This is a genomic window from Cupriavidus sp. H18C2 (genome assembly GCF_049393795.1).
Classification (GTDB): Bacteria; Pseudomonadota; Gammaproteobacteria; order Burkholderiales; family Burkholderiaceae; genus Cupriavidus; species Cupriavidus pauculus_C.
The window spans coordinates 2,323,997-2,336,832 of the sequence record NZ_CP186010.1 but is presented as its reverse complement, the minus strand read 5'-3'; the positions used below and the strand labels follow the sequence as shown (position 1 = coordinate 2,336,832).

Below are 12,836 nucleotides of genomic sequence, written 5' to 3'. Positions count from 1 at the left end.
CGCAGGTGACGGTTACGACTGGTTGCAATGAAGTGGCCGTTTCTCATTTGCACTGACGCGGCCATAAAAAAAGGCCGGTCATCGAGACCGGCCTTGTACCCTTGCGGCGGCAATCAGCAGTTGCCCTTCTTCGCCTGTCCCGGCGGGCAGTAGTTGTTGCCCGGGCCGCCTTGCGGGCGGGCGCCCGGGCCGGGACCGTAGTCGGGATAGTAGGCGCAGCCGCCAAGCAGCGTGGCGCCGAGGGTGAGGATGGCAATCAGCGATTTCATGGTGCGACAGGGGCCGCAGCCCCTTCTCCTGGTGGTTTAGAAGCCGAAATTGACGCCGGTCTGGCTGCCGCCGAACACGTTCACGCTCGTGGTCTGCGTGGCGCCCGCCGCGCTGGTGGCCTGGACCGAGTACAGGCCGGCGGCCGAGCCCACCGCGCTCAGCGCGATCGGCAGCGTCGGGGTGTACGTGCCGACCAGCGGCGCCGCGGCCGGCAGCGCCAGCGAATAAGCGCCCGTGTCGAGGTTGGCGTTGGTCGAGGCGATCTCGTACGACACCGAGCTGATCGACTGCAACGCGCGGACCGTCGCCTGCGCCGATGCCGTGGCCGTGCCCGACACCGTGTTGGTGGTCGACGTCGGCAGCGTGATCGGCGCGGCGGCCGTCGACACCGTGGTGGTCGCGCTGGCCGTGACCGGCACGGCGCGGATGATACCGGTGGCGCGGCCGGTCGGCAGCCTGTTGTCGACCACGACGACGTCATAGGTGCCATTGGTGCTGGTCTGCACCAGCGGCGTCAGCACGAACTGCCCGTTGGCATCGGCCACCGTGCCGCGGATGATCTGGCCGTTCTGCTCGGCATAGACCGTCGCGCCGGCCTGGGCCGGGGGCACGTAGCCCGAGATCGTGCCGCTGACCGTCAGCGGCGTGGCCGTGATCACCGGCTTCAGGCCGTAGGTGCCATTGCCGCGCTGGACGATGGACTTGCAGGCGTTGAAGTCGAGGATCAGGTCGACCAGCGTGTTGGCCGGCACCGTGAACGGCTGGATGATCTTGTACCCGCTTTGCGCGGCGCTCGGGGTATCGAGCGGCAGTTCGTTCGTCGTGCCGGACACCACCACCGAGTTCGCCAGCGTATTGCCCTGGTTGGCGTTCAGCACGAGCCGCACCTGCTGGTACTGGCCGGCCGGCAGCGGGGCGCGGCCGATGTCGAACAGCACGCCGTTGGTCAGCGACAGCAGGTCCACCTTCTGCGGCGACGGCAGCGTGATGTCGGTCCAGCCCGCATCGTTCTCGCCGGCCGTGCTGCTGGCGTTCACGCGCACCTTGTTGACCGTGACGTAGACGTGGTCGAAGCCGCAGGACGGCGCGTCCGTCATCGCCACATGCAGCGTGCCGCTGGCCGGCGCGGGGTCCCCGCCGCCGTCTCCACCGCCGCATGCAACAACCAGCAACGGCACCGGCAACGCGACGAATATTTTCCTCAGATTAAGTGCGGTTCTTGTTTTCATGGCTTCTCTCTCCTTCGGGTGTGTGAGGCTGCCCGAAGGATAGGCCCGGCTGTTTCACTTCTCATCGGTGCCATTGCAACCATTAGTAACAGGAATGAAACAGAACTGCCGGGGTCGGGCTGTAGGTAGCGGAGTTGTTCAGCGCCAGCACCAGCGGCGCGCCCTGCGGCGACAGTTGCACGAGCCGCTGCTGCTGCGGGACGATCAGCCCCCATCCGCACAGCCCCCAGACGATCAGCGCGGCGGCGGCGCCGGCGGGATGCAGGGCCGTCCACGCCAAACTGTTGGCTTGCTTCTCTCCGGAAACGACAATGCCCGCTGGCGCGGGCATTGAAATCTGGCGGAGAGAGGGGGATTCGCCTACACAAGCGCAGGCCGCGGATATTCGCTTGCAAGCGAATCCCTTCGCATCCCCCGCGCAGGCCAAACTGTTGGCTTGCTTCTCTCCGGAAACGACAATGCCCGCTAGCGCGGGCATTGAATTCTGGCGGAGAGAGGGGGATTCGAACCCCCGATAGGCTGTTAACCTATACACGCTTTCCAGGCGTGCGACTTAAACCACTCATCCATCTCTCCGGGAAGTCCGCGATTATAGCAGAGCAGCGGCGCCTGTCCAGCGGGGGATCTGCAGCACGGCGCTGCAGGCGCAAGATGAGGTGCTGGGCTGGACGACGAGGCGCGGTGGTGCGCCGTCCGAGAGGGCGCTGAGCATTCCGTCCGTCACCGGGGGCTTGCGCCCGGACGCCTTCATCACTGTGGAGGCGCTGGAGGGGAAGCCTGGATCGCCGCGCATCGAAACCCATATTCGACGTCGCATGCGCTGTTCGAGTGTTATTGACCTAAGTGTCGGCAGAGAATCCACATATTATCGGCAGTGCTATGCGAAGGATGGCTTAAACGGCACCAGCTTTCTCTAACTTCAGTGACAGTGGCCCGGTCCCCTCTCGTCAGGTATTTCTGTGTTTGCTTGCCGGGCATGGGGTAGTGGAATAGAAAGCTCTTCTGTTTTGGCCTGGCGGGAATGTTGACTTTATGGATCATGAGAGGCGCAAAGGGGGAATCCAACGCGCGCAACACATCGTTTCGTGAAAGGTACGGAAATTTGTAGCGTCCTTCCCCTGGCTCGCTAATGCAGCTATACCCTGCACCGAACCAGTTCGAAGCACGCTCATCGCGCAATAGCGCTGCGTCGGTCGGCTCGAAAACGTCCACAGAATAAAAATTGCCCGACGAATTCGGCTCCGCAAGGGAGCTTCTGACTTCGAGGGCATGAATGACAAATATTCGCTTGTGCGAGTCCACGGCCGCGACAAAAGCGTCGACGATTCTCCCAGGACTACTGTCGTACATCATTCCCGAGCCTTGAGATTTCGTGAAAGCGTGCGCTCCGTGGGGCAAGTAGTACAAAGTGATCCGGCTCATCCCGTCCGACGAGTCTGGCTCTACAGGCTCGATAGCAAAGCAAACCGTCCCCCGATCGGTAATCAACGATCGGAAGGCCTGCGGGTGCGGAATGCTCTCGCACTCCTTTGCCGAGGCGGCCCAACTGCCGCCAGACGCCAGCAAGAAGATCAGGCACGTCCAGAGTCTAGTCATCTATACATTTCGGGGAGAAGTGTGCTGTCTGGTCGATCGGCAAGGATCCAGTTCGTCGGACGAGCCAGAAGTTGCGCGCCGGACGTTACGCCGTTTCTGAAGCGATGAGAACGCCGAATCGTTGACGAAGCGACCTGCGTCAAATCTCCACTAGATTGCCAATGACACACACGGCTGGTTGATTCCAGCAGGCGGCGATCGGCGAAGGGGAGGCGGCAGAACGGGGCAGCCTGCCGGCTCGAACGACAAACAGAGGACAAAAAAATGCCCGCTGCGCGGGGTGCGAGCGGGCCGGGATAAATGTCATGGGGTCAATCATGACTGGGGTTGATTGTCTGCTAATGTATCTTCCCTGTCTTCCCTACGGTGGAGGGGCGTGGATGGCGCACGGCGACCCCTGATTGACCTGATCCCGGATCGGTCGCGCTACGGTGGGCGCTCACGTTCCCGCGCGTCGTGGTGTTCGGCGGCGTGGCGGGCTTCGGCGATGGCGGCGGCGGTGTTGCGGCCGGATTCGAAGGCGTCGAGCACTGCCGAGGTGGTTGCCGAGTTAAAGCTGGCGATGCCGATGACCGTGGCGCAGGCCGCCACCCAGATGTTCCATCGCAGCAGCCGCGACTCCTTGCGCATCTCGCCCATTTCTTCTCGGATGCGGTCGACGTCCGCGCTGGTCTGTGCCTTGAAATCGTCCATCCGCTGGTTCAAGTCCCCCAGCCGCCGGTCGAACATGACGCGGAAGCTCTCCAGCAGCGCCGCGTGCCGCTTGTCCATTTCCGCCAGCAGCCGTTCGTTGGACCTGACGTTTTCCTGGTGCCGTTCGTCGCTGCGGGCGAACAGGCGTTGCATCCGTTCGTCGAAGCGGTGCAGGTTGGCGTCGAATTCTCCCTGCGTCACGGCGGACCGGCGCAATCGTCTTGAACCTGACCGGGGGGATGGCTGTCTGCGCATGGAGAGGCCTTCTGGATGAGCGATGGATGGCTTCCAGTGTCAGGGTGTTTGGCGGGCAAGGCTATGAGACGGTTCGCAAAATGCGGCGTCGAGGGCTACCATGCAAGGGCAACCCGTACCATCCACCCACCCCCAACTCACTAAGGAGATCCGCATGTCGAAGGAAAATGGAGGATTCACGGCGTCCACGTTGATCGCGTTCGCCGTGGCAGGCATGGCGTTCACGGCGTCGCTGGTGCTGGCCTACTACGTCACGCATCCGGACAAGGTCCGGCAGATCGGCCAGTAGCGGCGGGCGCCGGCGCGCCGGCCGTGGCCCGGGCCCTATGCCGACAAGGCGCGGGTCACGCGGTTGCGGCCGGTGCGCTTGGCTTCGTACAGCGCCTCGTCGGCGCGGCCGTAGGCGTGTTCGAACGTGCGGCCCTGGGCCGACCAGCTCACGCCAAAGCTCGCCGTCACCGAGCGGTTCACGGGCGGCGGGAAGCGGTAGTCCTCGATGGCCTGGCGCATGCGCTCGGCCAGGTCCATCGCCGCGTCGATTGAAAAGCCCGGCAGCAGCGCGGCAAACTCTTCCCCTCCCACGCGGCCGATGGCGCCTTCGGCCTGGATCGTGTCCTTTAGGCAGGCCGTGACGCCGCAGATCACGGCGTCTCCGGCCGGATGGCCGAAATCGTCGTTGAGCCGCTTGAAATAGTCGATGTCCAGCACGATCAGCGCCAGGCTGCCGCGCGCCAGCGCCGCCGTGGCGCGGTCGATCACGGCGCCGCGGTTCAGCGCGCCGGTCAGCGTGTCGTGCGTGGCGCGGTACTCCAGTTCCTGGGCCAGTTCCTGCAGCCGGTGGTTCAGCCGGTTCATCTCCAGCTCTTCGCGGTCGCTGCGGCGGATCAGCCGGCGCGTCTCGCGCATGAGCCGCTCGTAGTAGCTGATCAGCTGGCCGAGCGTATGCCGATAGGCTTCCTCGCCCGCGTCGACGTCGCAGAACACGGCCTTGGCATGCGCCAGGGCGCTGTTCTCGGAATCGAACAGGTCAGGCTCCGACATGGCTGCGGCGGGGGGCATGTCGCGGGGTGCGTTCAACTGCTGGTCGTGACCTGGTCGATGAAGTCGATGGCGGGAAAGTCGTCGTGCAGTTCCTGGCCGAACTCCAGGATCGTGTCGTCGTCCTCGTCGTGGAACCAGTGCAGCGTCACGTGGTTGCCGCGTTCGGCCGCCTCGTTGAGCGCGTCGAACATGCTGAACAGCATCTTGGTGCTGGAGCTGTTGAAGTAGGTCAGTGCGACGTTGACGGTGATGTCCATGTCGTCGCAGTCGGCCAGGTACGCGCGCAGGCGGGCCAGGGCCTCGCCGTAGAACACGGCGGCGTTCTCGGGGTAGGACTCGCCCTTGAGCGAGAGCGTGTGCCGCGCGAAATCGAAGCTCACTTCGGGCGAGCTTGGCGTGGCGGCGATGAACAGGTTTTCCATGGCGGTTCGGTGCGATCGGGCAGGGTCAGATGGTGGCGACGAGCTGGAACATCGTCGAGACCGGGTCCGTGTCGATCGGCTGAAAGTTGTACTCCAGGGGCGCGCTGGCATCGCGCGCCATCGTCAGGAAGCCAAGTCCGGCCCCCTTGCTGCCTTCCGGGGCGTCCGAGCGCAGCGTCTCCTTGTACGCGCGCTTGATCTCTTCCAGCGTCATCGTCCGCACCTTCTCCAGCGTGCCGCGCAGTTGTTCCACGCGGGCCGACGACACCGGGTTCGAGCACATCAGCCGGTAGTGCTCGTCCACCATGCTGATGCAGACCGACCCGTGCCGCAGCTGGCCGTCGGGCTGCGACGGCGACGTGAGCGAGTCGGAGGAATAGTGCACGATGTTCTGCGCCATCTCCACGAACGACGAGAACAGCTTGCGCCGCGTGGTGCCGTCCACGCCGCTGACGGTAAGCTGCAGCCGCACCGCATCGGACATGGCGGCGATGATGTTCTGCGAAAAATAGCCGACGTAGTAGAAAATCACGTTGCGTTCCCGAGCCATTTCGAAGAACGGCTCATATTCCTTGTCAATCGATTGTGCGGCGGTCATGGTCAAGCGGATAGGTGTGCAATGGCAGGGTCATTGCGCACGGAAACAGAAGAAGGTCAGGTCGTCGCGGCGGCGCTGCGCGCCTTGCCAGGCGCGATGGGCCGCCAGTACCGCGTCGCCGATCTCGGCGGCCGAGCCGTCGCGCCGCGCGCAGATCGCCTCGCGCATGCGGCGCTTGCCGAACGCGATTTCCTTCGGCCCGCCGATCTGGTCGATCAACCCGTCGGTGGTCACGAACACCAGCGTGCCGGGCTGCGTGGGCACCGTGGCGTTCTGCCACGTGTAGTCCATGCCGGTGTCGACGTAGCCCACGCCCATGCGCGCGCCGTTGACCATGGCGCCGTCGGCGTCGCCGGGCTGCAGCACGAACAGCGACGACTTGGCGCCCGCGAAGGTCAGCGCGCGCGTGGCGTTGTCGAACCAGAAGAACGCGGCGTCAAGCCCGTCGTCGGACGCGGTGGCGCCGGGCAGCCGGCGCGCTTCCTGGTCGGCCTCGCGGTCGGTCTGGCCCAGCATCTGCTTGATGCCGCGGTTCACGGCCATCAGCAGTGCGCCGGGGTCGCGCGGGCCCTGCTGCTCCAGCGCCTGGGTCAGCAGCGACGATGCAATCAGCGTCATGAACGCGCCCGGCACGCCGTGGCCCGTGCAGTCGGCCAGCGCGGCGAACCAGCCGTCGGCGAACGCGGCAAAGTGGTAGAAGTCGCCGCCCACCACGTCGCGCGGCTCCCAGACCAGCGCGGCGTCGGGCAGCGTGGCGGCCAGCGTGTCGCGCGACGTGCGCAGCATCGCCCGCTGGATCGTGCTGGCGTAGTCGATGCTCTGCATGATCTGGCGGTTGCGCTCGGCCTGCATGTCGGCCACCACGCGCATCAGCTGCAGCCCCTGGCCCAGGCCGATGTACTGCCCGCCGCGCGCCACGATAAAGCCGTCGGCCAGCGCCTTCTCGCCATATTCCACGGTCCGGAACGTCAGTGCGTCGATGCCCATCTCGGCGTCCACCACCAGCGGCTCCTTGTCCATGAACGCGATGCAGCTCTTGCGGTTGTACAGCTCGCGGTGGTACGGCTTGCTCATCTGCGACAGGAAGATCGACCGGTTGATCAGGCCGATGGGCCGGCCCTGCTCGGTCACGGGCAGGCAGGCCAGGTCCCGGTGCAGCGCAAACACTTCCAGCACGTCCTGGTTGGTGTGGTCGGTCGTGACCGATGGCGTCGCCACGGCCAGATCCTCTGCGCAGGGCTGCCGGAACCGCGGACGGGCAGCGGGAGAATCCACCAGAATGCCGGACATGACGAAAGGAGCACGAATTGGAAAATGGCCCCGAGTCTAGGCTGCCTATATGTCGAATCCGTGACCAAAGTCCTTGTAAATCAAGGCTTAAGGCCCTACTCGCGTGGGGTGGCGGCATTAGGGTCAAGCCCCATCGCGCGGGCCAGCAGCGGCCAGCGCCGGGCCGCCTCGGCTGTTTCCACCTCGCCCTGCTGGTCGAAGTAGTGGCGGCCGTCAAAGCCGTCCACCTTCTGGCTCAGCGCGTCGATGTCGTTGTAGGCGATGGCCGCCTTGCGCGACGTGACCGGCTTGCTCATGGCCGGCCGCCTATTTCTGTTCGACCCACACGCCGTCGGGCGTATGGACCACGTAGCCGTCGGTGCGCTTCATCGTGATCGTCCCCTCGTTCTCGCCCACCATCTGCGTCTGCGGCAGGTCTTCGGCATAGTGCGCCAGCGCCGGCGCGCCCTGGCGGAACGGGCTGTCGGCGATCAGGTTGAACACCAGCTGCGACAGGCCCAGGAAGCTCATCGGCGCGTCGATGACCACCGGCTGGGGCGCCTCGGCGGCGGGCAGGCCCACCAGCTTGACCCCCACCGGCACGTGGATGATGTTCGGCGTCGGAATCTCGCGCAGGCCCGAGATCTGGTTCTTGTCGCCACGCAGCGCCGCGCCGTGCTCGGGCACGAACACCACCACGGCCTTGCGGCCGGACTTGGCGATGGTGTCCAGGATCCGGTCCACGTCGTCCAGCAGCGCCTTGAGCCGCAGCGGGTAAGACTCCAGGCTCGTCAGCCGCTTGCCCGGCAGCCGGTTGCCGTCGTGCAGCGTCACCGTGTTGTAGTACAGCGCCACGGGGCGGGCGTCCTGCGCCAGCCGCTTGCGGTACCAGTTGTCGAACGTGGCGAAGTCGCCCAGCACCGGGGAATCGTCGAACGCGCGCATGGCCACCGGCACGCCGTCGGTGGAAGCCGGCTGGATGCCGGGCACGCCGATTTCCTTGTCCACGAAGCCGCGGAAATTGTCGAAGCGGCCGTCGTGGTTCATCAGCACCTGCGGCGTGAAGCCGGCCTGGGCCAGGTCGGCGAAGACGTGGCATTCGGCCGGCGCCGGGTCGTACAGGTTCTTGTGCGGCTCCTGCCCGCAGGCGCCGCGCAGCACGCGGATCGCGGCCGGGCCGCTGTAGCTGGCCGCCGAGCTGAAGTTCTTGAACAGGTAGTCGAAGCGCGACAGCAGCGGGTGGTTCAGGCTCTTGGCGGCGTCCAGGTCGTCCCACGACAGCGAGCAGATGTGCAGGAAGATCACGTCGAACTGGGCGTCGGGCGTGGCCGTCAGCGGCGCCACGGTGGCGCTGCGCTGCGCCTCCTGCTGGCGGAACGCGGTCAGGATGGCGTCGTAGTTGCCGGTTGCGTTGATGTCGGCGCGCGGACTGTCGGCGGCGCGCGCCACGGCCGTGGTCCGGCCCGGCAGCGCCACGCCCGGGCCGTACCAGAACGGCATCGCGATCAGCGCCACCAGCACGAACGTGGTGGTCCGCACCCAGCGGTTGACCAGCAGGAACACCACCAGCACCAGCAGCACCGCCACCACGAGCTGGATCGACACCAGCCGCTGCAGCAGCTCAAGCAGGTAAGCCGGCGTGAACGCGCGGATGTTCGAGAACTGCGAGATCACGCGCTCGAACGGCGGCAGCGTCGATTCCCGCCAGGCCAGCGCCGCGCCCACGCCAATCGCCAGCACTTGCCGGATGACCCGCAGCGGGCGCGACTCCATCGGCACCACCAGCAGCAGCGCGAACGCCAGGTTCAGCAGCCAGATCGGCTTCATCTGCCCGGTGTGGAACAGGTACAGCTTGGCCAGGAAATAGAGGTTCCAGAGTCCCATGTCGTCTCGTCCGGCTGGCGGTCAGGGCGCGCGCGAGCGGCGCCGCGCGAGCACCACGTCCACCGCGTCCACCAGGGCATCGTAGAGCCGCAGCAGCCCCTGGTAGCCCATCTCCATGACTTCCTTGAGGCTGCGCAGCGGCGCGTCCACGCGCTCGTCGTCGAGCCAGTCGATCCACGCGTCGGCGCGTCCGAACGTGCACTGGATCAACTGCGTCTCGCGTTCCATCGTCAGGTCTTCCATGCGCACCCCCAGGTGCCGGTTCACGTTGCGCGTGACCACGGCCGGGAAGTGGTAGGTGCGCGGCCCGCGCGACAGGCACACGCCCACCCGCGCGCCTTCCTGCAGCGGCACGTCGATGGGCAGCACCACGCCGAGCCCGCCCATCGAGTAGTTCTCGGTCTTGCAGGCCACCGTGCGGCCGTCCGGCAGCAGCAGCGTGGCCGGCACGCGCATCGGAATGCGGTGCGACACGCGCACCTGCCGCGCCTCGCGCGCCACGCCCACCGCCGCGCCCAGCATCATCAGGTTGAACAGCGCCCACGCCATGTTCATCAGCACGGTGGCCGGCTCTTCGGTGCCCCAGAACAGCAGCCGGGCGATGCCGGCCCCGAGCCCGATCACGTTCAGCCCCAGCAGCACCAGGTACGGCTTGGAGATGGTCCAGTCCAGGTAGTCCTCGGCAATCTGCCCGCCCTTGGCCGTCACGTTGAACTTGCCCGCGCGCGGGTTGATGAACGCCACCGTGGTCGGCAGCACGATGTACCACGCCAGCACGGACTCGTAGACCTCGGCCCAGAACGAATGGCGGAACCGCCCCTGCAGCCGCGAGTTGGTGATGTTGGCGATCAGCAGGTACGGCACCACGTACGCGGTAATCAGCAGCGCCGACGTGTTGATCACATGCAGCCCGAAGTACAGGTACGCGATCGGCATCGTCAGGAAGATCAGCCGCGGGATGCCGTAGAAGAAATGCAGCATCGCGTTGCTGTAGCACAGCCGCTGGAAGAACTTGAGCCCCCGGCCCAGCATCGGGTTGTCCAGCCGGAAGATCTGCGCCATGCCGCGCGCCCAGCGAATGCGCTGGCCGATATGGCCAGACAGGCTCTCGGTGGCCAGCCCGGCCGCCTGCACCGTGCGCAGGTAGGCGCTGTTGTAGCCCCGGCGGTGCAGTTTCAGCGCGGTGTGGGCGTCCTCGGTGACGGTCTCCACGGCGATGCCGCCAATCTCCAGCAGCGGGCCGCGCTTGATTACCGCGCACGATCCGCAGAAGAACGTGGCGTTCCAGAAGTCGTTGCCGTCCTGGATCAGCCCGTAGAACAGGCTGCCCTCGTTGGGCACGCGGCGGAACGTGTCGAAGTTGCGCTCGAACGGGTCGGGCGAGAAGAAGTGGTGCGGCGTCTGCACCAGCGCGCAGTCCGGATCGGCCAGGAACTCGCCCATCGTCATCTGCAGGAACGAGCGCGTGGGGATGTGGTCGCAGTCGAAGATGGCGATGAACTCGCCGTCGGTCTTGGGCAGCGCGGCGTTGATGTTGCCGGCCTTGGCGTGGCGGTTGTCGGTGCGGGTCAGGTAGCCCACGCCGGCGGACTCGGCAAACGCCTGGATATGCGGCCGGCGGCCATCGTCCAGGATGTAGACGCGCAGCTTGTCGGCCGGTCAGTCCATGCTGCGCGCGGCGAACACGGTGGGCTGGATCACGTTCAGCGATTCGTTGTACGTCGGGATGAAGACGTCGACGGTTGGCCAGCGCTCGGGGTCGGCCGGCAGCGGCTTGGGCCGCCGGTGCAGCGGCCACGCGGTCTGCAGGTAGCCCAGCGCCAGCACCAGCCACGTGTAGACCTCGGCCGCGTAGAGCACGTAGCCCACGGCCGCCTCGATGGCGCTGGCGAACTGCAGCGTCTGCGTTGACCGCCACCAGATGTAGCGGCCGGCCATCAGCGTCGAGATGGCGATCATCGTGATCGTCGCCAGCCGGCCCGGCACGCGGCGCACCACGCTCAGCACCATCCACACCACGGCGAACAGCAGCAACTGGCCCGCCAGCGGCAGCGGCGTGGTGCTGACGGCCAGCGCGGCGATGGCGGCCAGCACCAGCGACACCGGCAGCACGAAAGGAATGCGGCCCACGCGCGCGGACACGGCCTCGGTGACGTAGGCCACGCGGTTCCAGTCCGGCCGGGGCAGCCGTTGCAGGATCTTGTGGCGCAGCCGGGACGACGCGTGCCAGACCGGCTCCAGCACGCGGTCGAGCCAGCGGCGCAGCCAGCGCTTGCGCGCGGGTTCCGCGCCGCCGCGCTGCTTGCGCGGGTCGGCGGCCAGCCGCACGCGCGGCCGGGGCGGGCGGATGATCAGCCGCCATAGCCACGCGGCCGGCGTCCGCCGCTTGCCCAGACCCAGCCGTGCCACTGCGCGGCGGTAGATCAGCGCGGCCCATTCGGCCGGGATGTCGGGCTTGCCGGGCCGGGGCGGGCGGAAGAACAGCCGCAGCAGCCAGTCCCACGCACGCGGCACGGCGCCGCCGCTGGCCCCCACGCCCAGCTCGCGCGCCACGCGGTCGCTGGCCCATGCCATCCACAGCCGCAGCCGTCCGGTGCCGTGGGTCATGGCGTGCCTCCGCCCTGGGCGCGCGTCTCGATCCATGCCGACAGCCACGACGCCAGCCCGTTCAGGTCGTGCGCGGCCTGCGAGTGCGGCGTGCTGCGGCTGAAGCACTCGCTGCGCGCCAGCGCCTCGGGCACGCTGCTGTCCTCGTGCACGTGATACGGCAGCATGGCCGTCCCCAGCATCGCCTGGAGCATCGCCACGATGTCGACGTGCAGCGGCCGCGCCGGATGCAGCCGCGTGGCCACGTAGCGCACGGTCTTGCCGCGCGTGGCCAGATCGTCGGCCAGCCGCTTCAGCGTCAGGCACGTCTCGGGCTGCGCCGGCACCAGCACCAGTACCAGGTCGGCCGCGTCGATGGCCTGGCTGGCGTAACCGGACGGCCACGGCGCCGTGTCGATCAGCACCGCGCCGGTGGCCGGCAGGTCCACCTGGCCGATCCGCCGCGCCAGCCAGTTCGCCGGCAGCCGCTCGATCGCGCCCGATTCCGCGCTGTCGCCCCATGGCACGAACAGCACGCCGTCATCGCTGCGCAGGCCCGCGCCGGCCCAGGCCGTGGCCGAGCCGTCGTGCAGCGACCCGCCCAGCCCGTCGGCCGGAATGTCGCGCAGGCCGAAGTGAAAGCCGAGCACGTTGCGCGGATCGCATTCCACGGCCAGCACGTCGTGCTTGCGCCAGGCCAGCAGCGACGCCAGTTCGGCGGTCAGCGTGCTGCGGCCCGCGCCGCCCGTGGTCGATACCAGGGCGATGGTGGCGGCTGGCGTGCCCGTGCTCATCGCCGGCCCCCCGTGCCGCCCTGGCGCTTGCCGCGTATCACCAGCGCGTCAAGCTGCGGCGGCAGCCGCACGGCCCGGCGCGGGCGCGGCGCGCTCCAGCGCGGCAGCCAGCGCAGCAGGTCCAAGCGCCACGCCAGCCAGGCCAGCGGCGCGGCCAGGATCAGCCCCCAGATGAAATAGCCGAGAAAGATCGCCATGG

At 67.1% G+C, this 12,836-nt stretch carries 13 protein-coding genes, 1 tRNA gene and 2 pseudogenes; 1 reads left to right on the top strand and 15 read right to left on the bottom strand.

Features of this window, described 5'->3' with window-relative positions; all coding sequences use genetic code 11:
* Positions 1–113 precede the first annotated feature (113 nt).
* From EPAKOI_RS10460 to EPAKOI_RS10435, 6 genes and pseudogenes are all read right to left on the bottom strand, one after another.
* A complete protein-coding gene (locus EPAKOI_RS10460) occupies positions 114–269 on the bottom strand; it encodes a hypothetical protein (RefSeq protein WP_172966044.1) in 156 nt (51 codons plus the stop codon).
* Between the two features lie 36 nt (positions 270–305).
* Complete coding sequence (locus EPAKOI_RS10455) at positions 306–1,499, bottom strand: DUF4382 domain-containing protein (protein ID WP_313834991.1); 1,194 nt, start codon at positions 1,497–1,499, stop codon at positions 306–308.
* 121 nt (positions 1,500–1,620) lie between these two features.
* Positions 1,621–1,779 (bottom strand): annotated as a pseudogene (locus EPAKOI_RS10450) (MFS transporter); the annotation flags it as partial.
* Between the two features lie 205 nt (positions 1,780–1,984).
* Positions 1,985–2,075: transfer RNA gene (locus EPAKOI_RS10445), tRNA-Ser, on the bottom strand.
* A gap of 255 nt (positions 2,076–2,330) precedes the next feature.
* Positions 2,331–3,095 carry a hypothetical protein gene (locus tag EPAKOI_RS10440; RefSeq protein WP_423192163.1) on the bottom strand — a complete coding sequence of 255 codons (765 nt, stop codon included), beginning with the start codon at positions 3,093–3,095 and terminating at the stop codon, positions 2,331–2,333.
* 426 nt (positions 3,096–3,521) lie between these two features.
* Entirely contained in the window at positions 3,522–3,941 is a 420-nt protein-coding gene (locus EPAKOI_RS10435; RefSeq protein WP_423192162.1) for a hypothetical protein, read from the bottom strand.
* A gap of 256 nt (positions 3,942–4,197) precedes the next feature.
* Between EPAKOI_RS10435 and EPAKOI_RS10430 the strand changes: the two genes are divergently transcribed.
* Complete coding sequence (locus EPAKOI_RS10430; RefSeq protein ID WP_301337465.1) at positions 4,198–4,332, top strand: hypothetical protein; 135 nt, start codon at positions 4,198–4,200, stop codon at positions 4,330–4,332.
* A 35-nt stretch (positions 4,333–4,367) separates the two neighbouring features.
* Here the strand turns inward: EPAKOI_RS10430 and EPAKOI_RS10425 are convergent, their stop codons facing one another.
* The 9 genes and pseudogenes from EPAKOI_RS10425 to EPAKOI_RS10385 form a co-directional block, all read right to left on the bottom strand.
* Positions 4,368–5,084, bottom strand: a complete 717-nt coding sequence (locus EPAKOI_RS10425; RefSeq protein WP_124685081.1) for a GGDEF domain-containing protein — start codon at positions 5,082–5,084, stop codon at positions 4,368–4,370.
* Between the two features lie 32 nt (positions 5,085–5,116).
* Entirely contained in the window at positions 5,117–5,506 is a 390-nt protein-coding gene (locus EPAKOI_RS10420) for a DUF1987 domain-containing protein (RefSeq protein WP_124683850.1), read from the bottom strand.
* 25 nt (positions 5,507–5,531) lie between these two features.
* On the bottom strand, positions 5,532–6,104 hold the full coding sequence (locus EPAKOI_RS10415; protein WP_124683851.1) for a SiaB family protein kinase: 573 nt from the start codon (positions 6,102–6,104) through the stop codon (positions 5,532–5,534).
* 30 nt (positions 6,105–6,134) lie between these two features.
* A complete protein-coding gene (locus tag EPAKOI_RS10410) occupies positions 6,135–7,394 on the bottom strand; it encodes a SpoIIE family protein phosphatase (RefSeq protein ID WP_313834987.1) in 1,260 nt (419 codons plus the stop codon).
* A 95-nt stretch (positions 7,395–7,489) separates the two neighbouring features.
* Positions 7,490–7,690: a BcsR/BcsP family cellulose biosynthesis protein gene (gene bcsR, locus EPAKOI_RS10405; protein ID WP_124683853.1), complete on the bottom strand. Its 201-nt coding sequence runs from the start codon at positions 7,688–7,690 to the stop codon at positions 7,490–7,492.
* 10 nt (positions 7,691–7,700) lie between these two features.
* On the bottom strand, positions 7,701–9,257 hold the full coding sequence (gene bcsG, locus EPAKOI_RS10400) for a cellulose biosynthesis protein BcsG (RefSeq protein WP_423192161.1): 1,557 nt from the start codon (positions 9,255–9,257) through the stop codon (positions 7,701–7,703).
* Between the two features lie 21 nt (positions 9,258–9,278).
* Positions 9,279–11,864, bottom strand: a pseudogene (bcsA, locus tag EPAKOI_RS10395) (UDP-forming cellulose synthase catalytic subunit).
* Complete coding sequence (bcsQ, locus tag EPAKOI_RS10390) at positions 11,861–12,637, bottom strand: cellulose biosynthesis protein BcsQ (RefSeq protein WP_124683856.1); 777 nt, start codon at positions 12,635–12,637, stop codon at positions 11,861–11,863. Before bcsQ ends, bcsA begins: the two are co-directional and overlap by 4 nt.
* Positions 12,634–12,834: a hypothetical protein gene (locus EPAKOI_RS10385; protein ID WP_313834984.1), complete on the bottom strand. Its 201-nt coding sequence runs from the start codon at positions 12,832–12,834 to the stop codon at positions 12,634–12,636. The genes bcsQ and EPAKOI_RS10385 overlap by 4 nt, the downstream gene beginning before the upstream one ends.
* Positions 12,835–12,836 lie beyond the last annotated feature (2 nt).

Coding starts and splice junctions, on each gene's coding strand:
- EPAKOI_RS10440 (WP_423192163.1), bottom strand. CDS start 3,095: ATGACTAGACTCTGGACGTGCCTGATCTTCTTGCTGGCGTCTGGCGGC.
- bcsG (WP_423192161.1), bottom strand. CDS start 9,257: ATGGGACTCTGGAACCTCTATTTCCTGGCCAAGCTGTACCTGTTCCAC.
- EPAKOI_RS10385 (WP_313834984.1), bottom strand. CDS start 12,834: ATGGCGATCTTTCTCGGCTATTTCATCTGGGGGCTGATCCTGGCCGCG.
- EPAKOI_RS10430 (WP_301337465.1), top strand. CDS start 4,198: ATGTCGAAGGAAAATGGAGGATTCACGGCGTCCACGTTGATCGCGTTC.
- EPAKOI_RS10425 (WP_124685081.1), bottom strand. CDS start 5,084: ATGTCGGAGCCTGACCTGTTCGATTCCGAGAACAGCGCCCTGGCGCAT.
- EPAKOI_RS10420 (WP_124683850.1), bottom strand. CDS start 5,506: ATGGAAAACCTGTTCATCGCCGCCACGCCAAGCTCGCCCGAAGTGAGC.
- bcsR (WP_124683853.1), bottom strand. CDS start 7,690: ATGAGCAAGCCGGTCACGTCGCGCAAGGCGGCCATCGCCTACAACGAC.
- EPAKOI_RS10460 (WP_172966044.1), bottom strand. CDS start 269: ATGAAATCGCTGATTGCCATCCTCACCCTCGGCGCCACGCTGCTTGGC.
- EPAKOI_RS10455 (WP_313834991.1), bottom strand. CDS start 1,499: ATGAAAACAAGAACCGCACTTAATCTGAGGAAAATATTCGTCGCGTTG.
- EPAKOI_RS10415 (WP_124683851.1), bottom strand. CDS start 6,104: ATGACCGCCGCACAATCGATTGACAAGGAATATGAGCCGTTCTTCGAA.
- EPAKOI_RS10435 (WP_423192162.1), bottom strand. CDS start 3,941: ATGCAACGCCTGTTCGCCCGCAGCGACGAACGGCACCAGGAAAACGTC.
- EPAKOI_RS10410 (WP_313834987.1), bottom strand. CDS start 7,394: ATGTCCGGCATTCTGGTGGATTCTCCCGCTGCCCGTCCGCGGTTCCGG.
- bcsQ (WP_124683856.1), bottom strand. CDS start 12,637: ATGAGCACGGGCACGCCAGCCGCCACCATCGCCCTGGTATCGACCACG.